Here is a 15607-nt window from a genome sequence, read left to right on the forward strand (position 1 = left end):
AATTGACCCGGTGCCGTGGCATTTCCGCTGCGCCATACCCAAGCATGATGAGGCCCGCATGAGTGACATCCTCGCAGACAGCTTAGACGGCGTAGAACGCCGGTCGCTGGCTGACTTCACCGAAAATGCCTACCTCAACTACTCCATGTACGTGATCATGGACCGTGCCTTGCCGCATATCGGCGACGGCCTGAAGCCCGTACAACGGCGCATCATCTACGCCATGAGTGAGTTGGGCCTGGACGCTGATTCCAAGCACAAGAAATCGGCACGTACCGTCGGTGACGTACTCGGTAAGTTCCATCCCCACGGCGACTCGGCGTGCTACGAAGCCATGGTGCTGATGGCCCAACCGTTCAGCTATCGCTACACGCTGGTGGACGGCCAGGGTAACTGGGGTGCGCCGGATGATCCCAAGTCCTTCGCTGCCATGCGATACACCGAAGCGCGCCTGTCGCGTTACTCGGAAGTCTTGCTGAGCGAACTGGGGCAGGGCACCGCCGACTGGGGGCCCAACTTCGACGGCACGCTCGACGAGCCACTGGTGTTACCGGCACGTTTGCCGAATATCCTGCTCAATGGCACCACCGGTATTGCGGTGGGTATGGCCACTGACGTACCGCCGCACAACCTGCGTGAGGTCGCCACGGCCTGCGTGCGTTTGCTGGATGAGCCCAAAGCCACGGTTGAACAGCTCTGCGAGCACATCCAGGGCCCGGACTATCCGACCGAAGCGGAAATCATCACACCGCGCGCCGACCTGCTGAAAATGTACGAAACCGGCAAGGGCTCGGTGCGCATGCGCGCCGTGTACCACATCGAGGATGGCGACATTATCGTTACCGCGCTGCCGCACCAGGTGTCGGGCGCCAAGGTGCTGGAGCAGATCGCCGCGCTGATGCAGGCCAAACCGTCGAAACTGCCGCAGGTGGCCGACCTGCGTGACGAGTCCGACCACGAGAACCCATGCCGCATCGTGATCATCCCGACCAACAGCCGGGTCGACCACGAAGTGTTGATGCAGCATCTGTTTGCCAGCACGGACCTGGAGTCCAGCTACCGGGTCAACGTCAACATCATCGGCCTGGACGGCAAGCCGCAGTTGAAGAACCTGCGCAACCTGCTGGTGGAGTGGCTGGAGTTCCGGGTGCAGACCGTGCGTCGCCGCCTGCAATTCCGCCTCGACAAGGTCGAGCGCCGCCTGCACCTGTTGGACGGCTTGCTGATTGCCTACCTCAACCTGGATGAAGTGATCCATATCATCCGTACCGCCGAGCACCCGAAAGCCGAGCTGATCGCGCGGTTTGAGCTGAGCGAGATCCAGGCTGACTACATCCTCGATACCCGCTTGCGTCAATTGGCGCGACTGGAAGAGATGAAGCTGCGCGACGAACAGGACGCGCTGCTCAAGGAGCAAGCCAAGCTGCAAGCCCTGCTGGGCAGTGAGGCCAAGCTGAAGAAACTGGTGCGCAGCGAGCTGATCAAAGACGCCGAAACCTACGGTGACGAGCGTCGTTCGCCAATTGTGCAGCGTGCCGAGGCGAAAGCCCTGACAGAAACCGAGCTGCTGCCAAACGAGAAAATTACTGTCGTTCTGTCGGAAAAGGGTTGGGTTCGATCCGCCAAGGGGCATGATATTGACGCCACTGGTCTGTCGTACAAGGCCGGTGACGGGTTCAAGACCGCTGCGGCCGGGCGTTCCAACCAGTTTGCGGTGTTTATCGATTCCACCGGGCGCAGTTATTCGGTGCCGGCTCACACCTTGCCATCCGCACGGGGACAGGGCGAGCCGTTGACCGGGCGTCTGACGCCGCCGCCAGGGGCGAATTTCGAATGTGTGCTGCTGCCGGACGACGATGCGCTGTATGTGATCGCGTCCGACGCGGGTTACGGTTTCGTGGTCAAGGGTGAAGACCTGCAGGCCAAGAACAAGGCGGGCAAGGCGTTGCTGAGCTTGCCCAACAACGCCAAGGTGATCCTGCCGCGGCCGGTGGATGATCGTGAGAGCAACTGGCTGGCGTCGGTGACCACCGAAGGGCGTTTGCTGGTGTTCAAGATCAGCGACCTGCCGCAGTTGGGCAAAGGTAAAGGCAATAAGATCATCGGTATTCCCGGCGAGCGGGTGGCCAGTCGCGAAGAGTACGTGACCGACATCGCGGTGATCCCGGAAGGCGCGACCCTGGTGCTCCAGGCCGGCAAGCGTACGCTGTCGCTACGCCCTGACGACCTTGAACATTACAAGGGCGAACGTGGTCGGCGTGGTAACAAACTGCCTCGAGGCTTCCAGCGAGTGGATGCCTTGCTGGTAGAAGCGCCGGTTTAACGCGTTTTAGAGCTCTCGATCTACGATTTAACGCGTAGATCGATGCTTTGGCGCTGGAGTCATGGCGCATATTCACGGATGATATGGCCTTTCCAGCGCCGGCGTGGCCGAGCGTGTTTAGGTTATTTTTAGTATTACATTGTGGTTCGCCTTGTGGCAGCCACCTGGATGGGATGATGACTGCTCCACGCCTTCCTTTTATTTTCATGCTCGCTGGCCTGTTGGGGCTGGCGGGCTGCAGCACGCACCAACCGGTGTCGCTGTACCAGCTGGACAGCGGAAGCCCGGCTCAACCTGCACAGTCCGCCGGCATGGCCGTCCTGCTCGGCCCGGTGGTCGTAGCCGACTACCTGCAACGCGAAACCCTCCTGCAACGTCAGAACGATGGAAGCCTGCAAGGTTCCACCGATGGCCGTTGGGCGGGGAGTTTGTCCTCTGATATCAATCAGTTGATGTTGCGCCAGGTGGCGGGTCAGTTGGACAGCCAGCGGGTGGTCCTGGCACCAGGGCCCTCCGGGTTCACGCCTGATGTACAGGTGTTGCTGACCATTACCCGGCTTGACTCCGGCACGTCGCAACCGGCCATCCTCGATGCGCAATGGCGCTTGATCGACCGTCGTGGGCAGGTGCGTGATAACCGTATCGTGCACTTGCAGGAACAGCACACCGGTTCCACTGCGTCCCAGGTCCAGGCCCAGGGCGTGTTGTTGCAGCATTTGGCGCAGCAGTTGTCGGTGGCGCTCAAGCCATTGGCCAACCAACCGCCGATTGCCGAAGCGCCGCGCAAGCAAAGCGCGCCGGCGCAGGCCAGGCCGGCAGAGCCGCAAAAGCCGAAGATGCCGATGGCTACGCCGATCCGTACGGATATGGAAGTGTTCAGGTTCTGACCTGAATCGCGCACAAACAAAAGGCCCGCTGATTAAGCGGGCCTTTTTGTTTGTGCGCAATTTGAGCCAGGCTGCGGACCCAATGTGGGAGGGGGCTTGCCCCCGATAGCGGTAGTTCAGTTAATGATGTGTTAACTGATACTCGGCTATCGGGGGCAAGCCCCCTCCCACATGAGTCCTACCGTTTTATTTGGCGCGGGTCTCATGCATCCGCGCCAACTGCCGCTCCAGCATCGACGGATACGGCTCCATCAATCGCTCCACACAACTGGCCCCCTCGGGGCTGGCAATCGGGCGGATACGCGCGCGTTGGCGGATCAGCGTGTCTTCACTGATCTTGCGCTCCACCAGCAGCAGGTTGCGGCTGTGTTGGGACAGGGCCAGGGCGTCCTGGGCGATTTCGGTGAGCAGCAGGTCGATCTGGCTTATGCCGAACAGATCGTCGCCCACTGTCAGGCCAAGCTGCAGTTGCAGGGTAATGCCGCTGTCCGCCACTTCGATCTGCAATTCATGACCCAGGGCACGCAGCAACTCGCCGCAGCAGATGGCGTTGGTCAGGTAGTCTTCACCGCTGTCTTCACTGTGGAACAGCATCAGCGTGCTGCCATCGTTCAGGGTGTGCAATTCGCTCTGGTACAGCGAAGCGGCCTGGTCGAGGCAGTCACGGTAGCGTTCCAGCAACTCGGTCAGGCGTGCGCGTGGCAGGCGACGGAGTTGATCCTGTGCTCCCAGTTGCACCGCCAGAACGGCGCTGTACTGGGGTTCCGCACTCTTTACCGGAGCCGGTTTGGCGGCGACGGCCGGGGCGCTGGCCGAGGTGTCGCGCAGATCGGCGAACGGGTCTTCGTCGTCCAGCTCGTCCTCTTCGGCTTTGAACGCCTGGCGAGTGGCAGGTTTGAGGCCTGCGACCGGGGCGTCTTCCACTTCAAACTCAGGCTCATCGTCGAACTCAGGCTCGGGCTCAATCTCGCGCACCACCGGTTCCGGGGCGAAGCTGGCGTGCAGCTGGCGAGCGAGGTCGCCTATTTCGTCCTGGCGATCAGTGGCCGGAGTATGTTCGTCGATGTCCCGCAGCCAGATGCGCAGTTGCATCAAGGGCGTAGAGATATGCCGTCCCAGGCGCAGGCTCAGGGCCAGGGCCAGGGCCAGCAGGATCGCGCTGAGAATGCCCATGCTTTGCAGGCTGATGGTCATCGGCTGCTGGAATTGCTGCATGTCGAGGCTGATGCGCAGTTGGCCGGCCTTCACATCCTGAAACGTAATATTGCTCGAATACAGGCCTTCGGCTTCACCCAGCAGGCCGTTTTTCGGGCGTTGCCCGGCTTCGGCCATGATCCGGTTGTCCACGCTGTAGATGGCGGCGTGGGCCACCAGCGGGTTCTTGGTCAGGTTGTTGAGCAGTACGTTGAGGCTGAGGATGTCGTTGGACACCAGCAACTCAGTCGCCGAGGTGGCGGTCTGGGTCGTCAGGCTCTCGCCCAGGGCGTCGGCTTGTTCGTGCATGGCCTGCTTGAACTGCAATCCCATCACGCAGGCGTAGATCACCAGGGCCAGGGCGACCAGGATCACGTTATGGCTGGCGATGCGTAATGCGATCGGTACACGGCGGTGGCGCAGTGCCCGGAAGATCAGCAGGAAGAAGTTATCGGTTTTTACTGGCGTGGGCCGGTTCACTTGCGCTCGGCTCTTGGTCCGTGAAGTTGACGCGCAGTATAGCGACAGCCCCATGACCGGCAAAGCGCTGGCTGTGCCCGATGGTCACTGAAAGTGGGTAGAATGCGGTTTTTTTCCAGCCTGGGGGTGCGCCTTGCGCGAAATTGTCCTGATTAACATCACTGGGGAAGACCGCCCGGGTCTGACCGCAGCCATAACCGGCGTTCTGGCCCAGGGTGGTGTGAACATTCTCGACATCGGCCAGGCGGTGATCCACGACACCCTGTCGTTCGGCATCCTGGTCGAGATCCCGAGCACCGAGCAGGCGTCTTCGGTGCTCAAGGACATCCTGTTTACGGCCTACAAGCTGGACCAACAGGTGCGTTTCACCCCGGTGTCCGAAGAGGATTACCGGCAATGGGTTGCCGGCCAGGGCAAGAAGCGCCACATCGTGACGCTGCTGACCCGCAAGGTCACCGCCGAGCAACTGCAGCGCGTCAGCTCCATCACCGCGCAATATGGCCTGAATATCGACCATATCGACCGTTTGTCGGGTCGTATGCCATTGGACACGCCGGCCGACAAGGGCAAGGGCTGCATCGAGTTCTCCGTGCGCGGTGAACCGGCCGACCCGCAGGCCCTGCGTGCCGAGTTCCTCAGCGTGGCCCAGGAGCTGAACGTCGATATCGCCTTCCAGGAAGACTCGCTGTTCCGCCGCAACCGCCGCCTGGCAGTGTTCGACATGGACTCGACGCTGATCGAGGCTGAGGTCATCGACGAGCTGGCCAAGGCCGCGGGTGTTGGCGAGCAGGTGTCGCAAATCACCGAGCGCGCCATGGCCGGTGAACTCGACTTCCGCGCCAGCTTCAAGGAGCGCCTGGCGCTGCTCAAGGGCCTGGACGTGAGCGTGCTGGACTCCATCGGCGCTTCCCTGCGCCTGACCGAGGGCGCCGAAACCCTGTTCGCCGAACTCAAGCGCCTGGGCTACAAGACCGCCATTCTGTCCGGCGGCTTCACCTACTTCGCCAAGCAATTGCAGGCCAGGCTGGGTATCGACTATGTGTTCGCCAACGAGCTGGAAGTGGTGGATGGCAAGGTGACCGGCGTGGCGGTGGAGCCGATTGTCGACGCACAGCGCAAAGCGGATCTGCTCAAGGAATTGGCTCACAAGGAAGGGTTGCGTCTGGAGCAGACCATTGCAGTCGGCGACGGGGCGAATGACTTGCCGATGCTGGCGATTGCCGGGTTGGGTGTGGCGTTCCGGGCCAAGCCGTTGGTAAAGCAATCGGCCAAGCAGGCGATTTCGACGCTGGGGCTGGACGGTGTGTTGTACCTGCTGGGCTTTCGCGATCGCGACGGTCAGCTGTAACTCGATCTCACAGTAGGAATACAGTTAAAAATGTGGGAGGGGACAAGCCCCCTCCCACATTTGCTCTGTACTGAATTCAAATCAGGCTTTTGGCAGTGCAATACCCTCGCCCATCTGCACTGGCGTACCCGCCGCCAATTCTTCAGCCCACTTCACCTGATCCGGCCCGAACAGCACAACCGCCGTCGATCCCAGCTTGAAGCGCCCCAGCTCGGCACCTTTTTCCAGGTGGATCGGCGCACGTGCAGCTTCGTCGTAGCGGAAGGTTTTCAGCTCGCGCTTTGGCGGTGTCACCAAGCCGGCCCATACGGTTTCAATCGACGCCACAATCATCGCGCCCACCAATACCACGGCCATCGGGCCGCGTTCGGTGTCGAAGATGCAGGCAACGCGCTCGTTACGTGCGAACAACTCGGGTACGTTTTCAGCGGTGGTCTGGTTGACCGAAAAGATGCGTCCAGGAATGTAGACCATCTCGCGCAGCGTGCCGGCCAACGGCATGTGCACGCGGTGGTAGTCCTTCGGTGAGAGGTAGATGGTGGCGAAGTCGCCGCCCATGAACGGTGCAGCTACGGCCGCATCGCCACCCAGCAGTTCCAGCACGCTGAAGCTGTGGCCCTTGGCCTGGAATACGCGGCCATGTTCGATCGAGCCCAGTTGGCTGACCGCGCCATCGGCAGGGCTCAGCACCGCGCCTGGGGTTTGATCCAGCGGGCGGGCGCCGTCTTTCAGGGCGCGGGTGAAGAAGGCGTTGAAGTGCTCATAGGCGCTCAGGTCTTCAACCAGGGCCTGGGACATGTCCACTTGATAGCGCTTGGCAAACCAGGCGGTGAAGGCATTCTTGAACCAGCGCACGCGGCACTCGGCGATACAACCTGCCAGGCGCGACAGCAAGTGGTGCGGCAGCAAGTATTGGCTGAGGATAAACAACTGCTTTTTCATAACTGTCCTTAAACCTTAAATCTCGACGGGGGTGTCGGGGTGGTTGCCCCATTCGCCCCAGGAACCGGCATAACCTTTGACTCGCGGATAACCGAGCGCCTTGGCCACCAGGTAGGTGAAGCCAGAGCGGTGGTGAGTCTGGCAGTGAGTGATGATTTCTTTATCTTTGGTCAATCCGAGGTCTTCGAGAATCTGCGGCATGTCACGGCGGATACGCAGGTTGCGTGCCTTGTCCATGCCGGCGGTCCATTCGAAGTTGACCGCGCCGGGGATATGCCCGCCTTTGGCAGCGAGGACCTTCTCGCCGGAGTATTCCAGCGGCCCGCGAGCATCCCAGATGCCCAGGTCGGCAGCACCCAGCCGGCTTTGCAGGTATTCACGCGTGGCGGTGGGGCCTTCGTGCAGCGTGAGGCTGACCGGGCCACCGACAGGCGCGGGCACGTCGGTGGATACCGGGTGGTGTTCTTCCAGCCAGGCCAGCAGGCCGCCATCCAGGTAGTGGTATTTCTGGTGGCCGATCACGTCGAGCATCCAGATAAAGCGCCCGGCCCAGCCGCCGCCTTCGTCGTCATAGACCACGTAGGTTGCATCCGGGGTGTGGCCCAGTTCGCCGAACAGTTTTTCCAGGTCCGCCTTGCTGGGCAGCAGGCCGGGCGCCGGCGGCTGGCCCAGTTGGGTGCGCTTGGGGTCAACGAAATGCGCGCCGGGGATATGCCCTTCGGCGTAGCGGGCAGCGCTGGTGAGGTCCACCAGAATCAGGTGTTCGGCACCGAGGCGACCAATCAGGTCGCTGGATTCGATCACCAGCGGCAAGCCAGAGAAGTCAGGCATGTGAGGTCTCCTGGGCACAAATGTTGGCGATAAAAGAGGGCGATTGTAGCGCAAGCATCAGGCGCTGCGGTTGGTAAAGCAGTGCAGGGCTTTTTCGATGCATTGGGCGGTTTTGCCGAAGGCCTGCACGGTGGTTTCCGAGAACGGCCCCCCACCCTGGTCGGCCACCATCAGCATCACCACCTTGCCATTGCAGCTCAGGGAGCGCAGCAGCAGGTGTTCGCCGGTGAACAGACGGCGCAGGATCGGCGGCAGCAAGGCTGAGAACTGGGCATGGTTTTCGGGGTTGAGGCGCACCTGGGCGGACTTTTCCAGCAGGCGTTGCAGCAAGGTGCTGTTGACCACGTCCAGGCTCAGGTTGGCGGCGTCCTTGGGCAGGCCATCGACCTGGTGCACGCGCAAGGTGCTCATGGCGCGATCGGCCATCAACAGCATGACCCGTTGCATGCCGCTGGCGACCAAGGCCTCCTTGGCGCAGGTGGTCAGGTGCATCGCGTTGGCAAAGCGGCTCGGTTCCACCAACAGTTCAGTGCAGCGCTTGCGCCACACGGCCAGGGCCTCGGCGGTGGGCGGTGGCGCCGGCAGCAGGCCGCGATGGATCTTCGCCACGTGCCACGGCCAGATCAGCGATAGCGCCGGGTGCCAGAGGTCGGGCATCAGGGTGGTACGGGCACTGGTGACGGCTTGTTGGTGGACCAGTTGCTGCACCTCACCCAACGGTTGTTGCAGGTACAGCGCTGTGAGCAACTGCCAGCGTTCGGTGTGCGGGCAGGTCCAGGATTCCTGGGCCGACATCGCCAGGCCGTTGGCCAGCAACACGGTATTGGCCGGCTGGTTCAGCCAGCGCCGCAGATTGGGTTCAGCGTCGAGCAATTGCTGATGGCGCAGCGGGTCGTCTTCACGAGCGATATGCAGGGCCTTGACCAGCAGGCGCTGCTCGCTCATCAGCAACTTATAGCCCTGGGACACCCAGATCGGCAGGTGCCAGGCTTCGGTCATGCCGACGCAAAGGTCCAGCAGGCGTACGCCGAACAATTCCTGCTCGACCGTGCGGGCTGATTGGCCCTTGTGGATAACCCGCAGCTCCCACTCCTCCAGAAGCTTGGGGTAGGCCACCGCCATCGGCCACAGTGGCGACAGGAACAACAGGCTGCCCCAGTGGATGTCTTGCCACAGCCGCGCCAGGCGACTGCCGAACAAACCGTTGGCCTGCTGCGACGCGTGCTGGCTGACCAGCAACAGTTGGCGCAACGCCACGGGGATCTCGTTGGCCGGCACCGAGGGCAGGCGTGCCAGCAGTTCTTCGGCGCGCTTGAGGCCCAGGCGGTTGAGCGCCACTTCCAGGTTTTCCGCCGGTTCCGCCAGGCTGCCATGGGTGTGGCTGTTGGCCTCGCGCATCACGCTGAGCACCAGGGCCGGGCTGCTTTGCATCAGTTCGGCAATATCCCGCAATGAACTGCGGTTATCGCGGATGCCTTTGCACACACGGTCGTGACTGGCCTGGGGAACGGGCAGCAGCACTTCGTCCAGGCGCTTGATCCAAGCGGCGAGAGAGTTGGGTTTTGCAGTTGGGACTGTCGTTTCATTAGCCATGATTGGGGCGCGATCATCACTTGCGGTCTACACGCCCGGAGCGGGCCGAACTGGCTTTTCGCCTTAACGGGCTATAGTCTGGCGCAGTTTTGCCGATAAGTAGAACAAGAGTTTTCTGCTACACCCAATATGTCCATGAACCCGACGGCGCAAGTACTCATCTCCTATGGCTAAAATTATCGGCATCATCGTCGTCTTCGCAAGCGTGCTCGGCGGGTACGTCCTGTCCCACGGTAAAATCGCTGCGCTGATCCAGCCTTTCGAGGTGATGATCATCGGCGGTGCGGCGCTGGGTGCATTCCTGCAGGCCAACCCCGGCTACATGACCATGCACGTGATCAAGAAGTCGCTGGGCATGTTCGGTTCACGCTTTACCCATACCTTCTACCTGGAGGTGTTGGGCCTGGTCTACGAGATCCTCAACAAGAGCCGTCGCGAAGGCATGATGGCCATCGAGGCCGATATCGAAGACGCTGCCGCCAGCCCGATTTTCGCCAAGTACCCGGCCGTGCTCAAGGACGAGCGCATGACCGCCTACATCTGTGACTACCTGCGCATCATGTCCTCCGGCAACATGGCCCCCCATGAGCTGGAAGGCCTGTTCGACATGGAGTTGTTCAGCCTTAAAGAAGAGCTGGAGCACCCCTCCCACGCTGTGACCGGCATCGCCGATGGTATGCCGGGTTTCGGTATCGTCGCGGCGGTACTCGGTATCGTGGTGACCATGGCGTCCCTGGGTGAGGGCGACCAGGCCGCTATCGGCATGCACGTGGGTGCAGCGCTGGTCGGTACCTTCTTCGGTATTCTGGCGGCCTATGGCTTCTTCGGCCCGCTGGCGACTTCCCTGGCCCATGACGCCAAGGAAGAAGTGAACCTGTACGAATCGATCAAGGCCAGCCTGGTTGCTTCCGCTTCCGGCATGCCGCCGTCGCTGGCGGTGGAGTTCGGTCGTAAAGTGCTGTACCCCAAGCATCGCCCAAGCTTCGCCGAGCTGGAACAAGCGGTTCGCGGTCGCTAAGCCATGGAGAACAACCAGCCGATAATCATCAAGCGCGTCAAGCGCTTCGCTGCGGGGCACCATGGTGGCGCCTGGAAAATCGCCTTCGCCGACTTTGCGACGGCGATGATGGCGTTCTTCCTGGTGCTGTGGCTGATGTCCACCGCCACGCCCGAACAGAAGATCGCCATTGCCGGTTACTTCAAGGACCCGATTGGCTTTTCGGAAAGCGGCACGCCCTTTGTGATCGACCTGGGCGGTTCGCCGCAGTTGGCGCCTGAGCGCACCATCAACCCCGAAGTCAAGACTGAAGCGCCTCAGGAAAAAATCCCGATCGAGCGCGATACTGTCGAGTCGATGGCCGAACAGGTCGAGCAGGAGCGCCTTGAGCTGTTGCTGCAGGAGCTGCAGAACAAGGTCGAGGAAAACCCGCAACTGCTGAAGTTCAAGGACCAGATCTCCTTCGAAATCACGCCTGAAGGCCTGCGCATCCAGATCACCGACGCCGCCAACCGGCCTATGTTCGACTCCGGCAGCGCGCGTTTGAAGCCGTACTTCGAAGACATCCTGCTGGCCATGGCCGATACCATCAAAGCGGTACCCAACAAGATCAGCATCAGCGGCCACACCGACGCCAAGCCTTACGCGGGCCAGGGGGATTTCGGCAACTGGGAACTCTCGGCCAACCGCGCCAACGCCGCACGCCGTGCGCTGGTGGCCGGCAGCTATCCGGATGCGCAGGTGGCGCGGGTGGTGGGTTTTGCTTCGTCGCAGCTGTTTGATCATCAAGACCCGTTCAACCCGGTCAACCGCCGGATCGACATCGTGGTGCTGACCAAAAAGGCCCAGCGTGCGATTGAAGGTGACCAGCCGCCAGCGCCGCAACCTACTCCGGGGGCCGGCGCACCGGGTGAAGTACCGGCCGACCCGAACGCCATTCCGCCAGGGCAGGAGCCGTTGCCGGCGCATGAGTTGCGCCAGAAGCTGAACCTGTTTGATGACGGTGGGGTGAAGGATCCTACGGTGCCCAAGACGGGTTCTTAAGCTGCCGAAGCTGCTTCACTCATGAAAACGCCCCGATACTGATCGGGGCGTTTTCTTTTGCAGTCATAGCGGGAGGTAGGCTTTGACGCCTTTGATCACGCCTCGCATGTCATCGGTGCACAGGCGCGGTACGAAGTACTCCCGCCCTGTGGCTCGCGTCTTTCTATGGAGCTTGCTTCGCCCCTTCTGCGCCGCTGGATCAACCCCGAAGAGGATCCAGACTCCTGCCAGCTTGCGCTGGTGACGGAGCAATTATGCGCATCAGGAATTCCGAATTCAGGCTGGCTCGTGTCGGTGGGCCGTCCAGTTGTCCTGAATTCTTGATGTCAGACCCCGTTAAATCAATGGACGAGGCCATGCTGTGCCGTGCTTTATGTGTATCAAGGCATGGCGGTTTTAGTAACTGCTCTCCGGCAAGCTCGCAATAATCGACCGATAGCTGTTCATCCGCTGCTGCTGCACGCGCCCATCCTCCAGCGCCTTGAGCAACGCACAGCCCGGTTCGCGGTCGTGTTTGCAGTCGCGGAAGCGGCAGGTGCCGATCAGGTCGTTGAACTCGATGAAGCCCGCTTCCACATCACTGCGGCTGACGTGGCCGAGGCCGAATTCGCGGATGCCGGGGGAGTCGATCAGTTCGCCACCGCCGGGGAAGTGGAATAACCGCGCGGTGGTGGTGGTGTGGGTGCCCTGGCCGGACAGTTCCGACAGCGGACCTACGCGGGTGTCGACTTCCGGCAGCAGGCTGTTGACCAGCGAGGACTTACCCACGCCGGACTGGCCCACAAACACGCTGATGCGCCCGTCCAGCTGCTGTTGCAGCTGTTCCATGCCATTACCGTGATGCGCCGAAACCTCCAGCACCGGGTAACCCAGGGTGCGATAGACCGCCAGCAGGGCGTTGAGTGCCGGGGCATTCTGCTCGTCGATCAGGTCGAATTTGTTCAGCAGCAACAGCGGGCGGATGCCGGCGTGTTCGGCCGCCACCAGGTAGCGGTCGATCAGGTTGGCATGGGGCTCGGGCAGCGGCGCGAACACGATCACGATCATGTCGACGTTGGCCGCCACCGGCTTGAGCTGGCCGCGGCTATCGGGGCGGCGCAGTTCGGTGGTGCGCGGCAGTTGGGCGACGATTACGCCGATACCCTGGTTGCCAGCACGCCACACAACCCGGTCACCAGTGACCAGCGCCGGCAGGTTGGCGCGCAAGTGGCAGCGGAACACCTGGCCGGCGAGTTCGCCTTCGAGCGCCTCGACTTCGACCTGCACGCCGAAGTGCGCGATCACCAGGCCTGTTTGTTCAGGGCCGAGGTCGCCGCCCTCGAGCGCTTCCACGGCGGAGGATTCACGTTTGGCGGCGCGCGCGGCGCGTTCGCCCTGAATCTTTTCGATGCGCCAGTTTTGGCGACGGTTGAGCTGGCGTTTGGCCATTGGTGTTCCGTGTCGATAATGCAAAGGTTGGGTAAAACGGTCGCGAGTCTAGCACGGCCCCGCCTGCTAAACTGCGCAGCTACGCCAAGGTGCCAAGAGAATCAACCCATGCAAAACCCACAGAACCTGATTTGGATCGATCTGGAAATGACCGGTCTGAACCCCGACACCGACGTCATCATCGAGATGGCGACCATTGTCACCGACAGCAACCTCAACACCTTGGCCGAAGGTCCGGTGATCGCCATCCACCACAGCGATGCCGTACTCGCCACCATGGACGAGTGGAACACCCGCACCCACGGTAACTCCGGCCTGACCCAGCGCGTGCGTGACAGCCGCATCAGCATGGCCGAAGCCGAAGCCGAAACCATCGCCTTCCTGGAAAAATGGGTGCCCAAGGGCAAGTCGCCGATCTGCGGCAACAGCATCTGCCAGGATCGCCGCTTCCTTTATACGCATATGAAAGCGCTGGAAAGCTACTTCCACTACCGCAACCTGGATGTGTCCACGCTTAAAGAGCTGGCGGCGCGCTGGGCGCCGGAAGTGAAGGACAGCTTCCATAAAGGCAGCACGCACCTGGCGCTGGATGATATTCGCGAGTCGATTGCCGAGTTGCAGCACTACCGCAAGCATTTCATCAAGGCTTGAATTCCTTCACTGGTGAGCCGGTTTTTTGTGGCGGGCGGGCTAGCCCCGCGTTGGGCTGCGAAGCAGCCCTAATACTGCCAACACACCTCTCCAAACAGATATGATTGCCGGCTTTGGGGCTGCTGCGCAGCCCAACGCGGGGCTAGCCCGCTCGCCACAGTTTTGCAAGGATCGCCCTCATGCTGCTGATGCTCTACCTCATCGCCATCACTGCCGAAGCCATGACCGGTGCGCTGTCGGCTGGGCGGCGAGGCATGGACTGGTTTGGCGTCGTGCTGATCGCCTGCGTGACGGCACTGGGTGGTGGTTCGGTGCGCGATGTGTTGCTGGGGCATTACCCGCTGACTTGGGTCAAGCACCCGGAATACCTGGTGCTGACCTCCGTCGCCGCGCTGGTGACGATCTTCATCGCCCCGCTGATGCGCCGCCTGCGTTCGTTGTTCCTGGCATTGGACGCCCTGGGCCTGGTGGCCTTCACCCTGATCGGTTGCATGACCGCCCTGGAAATGGGCCATGGCATGCTGGTGGCCTCGGTCAGCGGCGTGATCACCGGGGTTTTCGGTGGCATCTTGCGGGATATCTTCTGCAACGATATCCCGCTGATCTTCCGCCGTGAGCTGTACGCCAGCGTGTCGTTCCTGGCCGCCTGGTTCTACATGCTGTGCCTGTATCTGGAATTGCCCAGTGAGCAATCGATCCTGCTGACGCTGTTCAGCGGCTTTCTACTGCGCTTGCTGGCGATCCGTTTCCACTGGGAAATGCCCAAGTTCGTCTACAACGACGACGTGCACTAGCGGTTGGCGTGCTGGTTCAGCGCCCATTCCACATGTTCGCGCACCAGTTCGGAGGGATATTCGCGCCGCGCCTTCAAGGCTTCCAGCACCGGAATGCTCGACGGTGCGTTGCCCAGGCCTACCGCCAGGTTGCGCAACCAACGCTCATAGCCGGCGCGGCGCAGGGGTGAACCTTCGGTGCTGCTGAGGAATTTATCCTCATCCCACATAAACAACTCGGCCAGTTCGGCGTTATCCAGGTTGTGGCGTGGCTTGAAGTCGCCTTCAGCCGTGGCGCGGGCGAAACGATTCCACGGGCAAACGATCTGACAGTCATCACAACCGAACACGCGGTTGCCGATCAACGGGCGCAGGTCTTCGGGGATTGCGTTCTTGAGCTCGATGGTCAGGTAGGAAATGCAGCGCCGGGCGTCCAGCACGTAGGGGCCGACAAAGGCATTGGTGGGGCAGATGTCCAGGCAGGCGGTGCAGCGCCCGCAATGTTCAGTGCTATGAGGTGCGTCGATCGGCAGTGGCAGGTCGACAAACAGCTCGCTGAGGAAGAAGTAGCTGCCGGCCTTGCGATTGAGCACCAGGGTGTTCTTGCCGATCCAGCCCAGCCCGGCTTTTTCGGCGATGGCTTTCTCAAGCACGGGTGCGCTGTCGACGAAGGCACGGAAGCCGAAGGGGCCGATTTGCGCCTGGATACGGTCGGCCAGTTGCTGCACGCGCTTGCGGATCAGCTTGTGGTAGTCGCGGCCCAGGGCGTAGCGCGAGATATAGGCTTTTTCCGGCTTGGCCAGCAGTTGCGCCATCTGTGTGTCGCCGGGCAGGTAATCCATGCGCAGCGACACCACGCGCAAGGTGCCGGGCACCAGCTCATCCGGATGGGAGCGTTTGCTGCCATGGGCGCCCATGTAGTCCATCTCGCCGTGGTAACCCGCGTCGAGCCAGCGTTGCAGGTGCTGTTCATGCTCGGCCAGGTCCAGGCCGCTGATGCCGACTTGCTGAAAGCCCAGCTCGCGGCCCCAGTCTTTGATCGATTGGGCGAGGGCAGGCAGATCGGTGGTGATGGCAGGCATGAGACAAGGGAAACCGCAGGTTAGATAGGTATAA

At 61.6% G+C, this 15607-nt stretch carries 13 protein-coding genes; 7 read left to right on the plus strand and 6 right to left on the minus strand.

Annotation, left to right across the window (positions count from 1 at the left end; all coding sequences use genetic code 11):
* The first annotated feature begins 58 nt into the window (after positions 1–58).
* Positions 59–2323, plus strand: coding sequence for a DNA topoisomerase IV subunit A (parC, locus tag AC3WP7_RS08995; RefSeq protein WP_092246599.1), 2265 nt, complete (start codon positions 59–61; stop codon positions 2321–2323).
* Between the two features lie 176 nt (positions 2324–2499).
* A complete protein-coding gene (locus AC3WP7_RS09000) occupies positions 2500–3210 on the plus strand; it encodes a PqiC family protein (protein WP_071491691.1) in 711 nt (236 codons plus the stop codon).
* A gap of 186 nt (positions 3211–3396) precedes the next feature.
* On the opposite strand, the gene AC3WP7_RS09005 is transcribed toward AC3WP7_RS09000, so the two are convergent.
* Positions 3397–4884 carry an AhpA/YtjB family protein gene (locus AC3WP7_RS09005; protein ID WP_071491690.1) on the minus strand — a complete coding sequence of 496 codons (1488 nt, stop codon included), beginning with the start codon at positions 4882–4884 and terminating at the stop codon, positions 3397–3399.
* Between the two features lie 133 nt (positions 4885–5017).
* On the opposite strand from AC3WP7_RS09005, the gene serB reads away from it, so the two are divergent.
* Positions 5018–6232, plus strand: coding sequence for a phosphoserine phosphatase SerB (gene serB, locus AC3WP7_RS09010; protein ID WP_071491689.1), 1215 nt, complete (start codon positions 5018–5020; stop codon positions 6230–6232).
* 81 nt (positions 6233–6313) lie between these two features.
* Here the strand turns inward: serB and asd are convergent, their stop codons facing one another.
* From asd to AC3WP7_RS09025, 3 genes are read right to left on the minus strand one after another with little or no spacing between them, the layout of a single operon-like run.
* Complete coding sequence (asd, locus tag AC3WP7_RS09015) at positions 6314–7174, minus strand: archaetidylserine decarboxylase (protein WP_102591539.1); 861 nt, start codon at positions 7172–7174, stop codon at positions 6314–6316.
* 15 nt (positions 7175–7189) lie between these two features.
* A complete protein-coding gene (locus tag AC3WP7_RS09020; protein WP_071491687.1) occupies positions 7190–8005 on the minus strand; it encodes a rhodanese-like domain-containing protein in 816 nt (271 codons plus the stop codon).
* A gap of 57 nt (positions 8006–8062) precedes the next feature.
* Positions 8063–9598, minus strand: a complete 1536-nt coding sequence (locus tag AC3WP7_RS09025; RefSeq protein ID WP_093121280.1) for an HDOD domain-containing protein — start codon at positions 9596–9598, stop codon at positions 8063–8065.
* A 166-nt stretch (positions 9599–9764) separates the two neighbouring features.
* Here AC3WP7_RS09025 and motA point away from each other — a divergent pair, with 166 nt between their 5' ends.
* Together motA and motB are read left to right on the plus strand one after the other, a co-directional pair.
* Positions 9765–10616, plus strand: a complete 852-nt coding sequence (motA, locus tag AC3WP7_RS09030) for a flagellar motor stator protein MotA (RefSeq protein ID WP_058423471.1) — start codon at positions 9765–9767, stop codon at positions 10614–10616.
* A 3-nt stretch (positions 10617–10619) separates the two neighbouring features.
* Positions 10620–11639: a flagellar motor protein MotB gene (gene motB, locus AC3WP7_RS09035; protein WP_071491685.1), complete on the plus strand. Its 1020-nt coding sequence runs from the start codon at positions 10620–10622 to the stop codon at positions 11637–11639.
* A gap of 396 nt (positions 11640–12035) precedes the next feature.
* Here motB and rsgA read toward each other — a convergent pair whose 3' ends face one another.
* Positions 12036–13067 (minus strand): small ribosomal subunit biogenesis GTPase RsgA, encoded by a 1032-nt coding sequence (gene rsgA / locus AC3WP7_RS09040; RefSeq protein ID WP_071491684.1) that lies wholly within the window; start codon positions 13065–13067, stop codon positions 12036–12038.
* 108 nt (positions 13068–13175) lie between these two features.
* Between rsgA and orn the strand changes: the two genes are divergently transcribed.
* Both orn and AC3WP7_RS09050 read left to right on the plus strand, forming a co-directional pair.
* On the plus strand, positions 13176–13718 hold the full coding sequence (orn, locus tag AC3WP7_RS09045) for an oligoribonuclease (protein ID WP_010213620.1): 543 nt from the start codon (positions 13176–13178) through the stop codon (positions 13716–13718).
* Between the two features lie 179 nt (positions 13719–13897).
* Positions 13898–14512 (plus strand): trimeric intracellular cation channel family protein, encoded by a 615-nt coding sequence (locus AC3WP7_RS09050; protein WP_058423469.1) that lies wholly within the window; start codon positions 13898–13900, stop codon positions 14510–14512.
* Here the strand turns inward: AC3WP7_RS09050 and queG are convergent.
* Positions 14509–15573: a tRNA epoxyqueuosine(34) reductase QueG gene (queG, locus tag AC3WP7_RS09055; protein ID WP_092246613.1), complete on the minus strand. Its 1065-nt coding sequence runs from the start codon at positions 15571–15573 to the stop codon at positions 14509–14511. The two genes, AC3WP7_RS09050 and queG, sit on opposite strands and share 4 nt — an antisense overlap.
* Positions 15574–15607 lie beyond the last annotated feature (34 nt).

The organism is Pseudomonas sp. FW305-3-2-15-C-LB1, assembly GCF_058787615.1.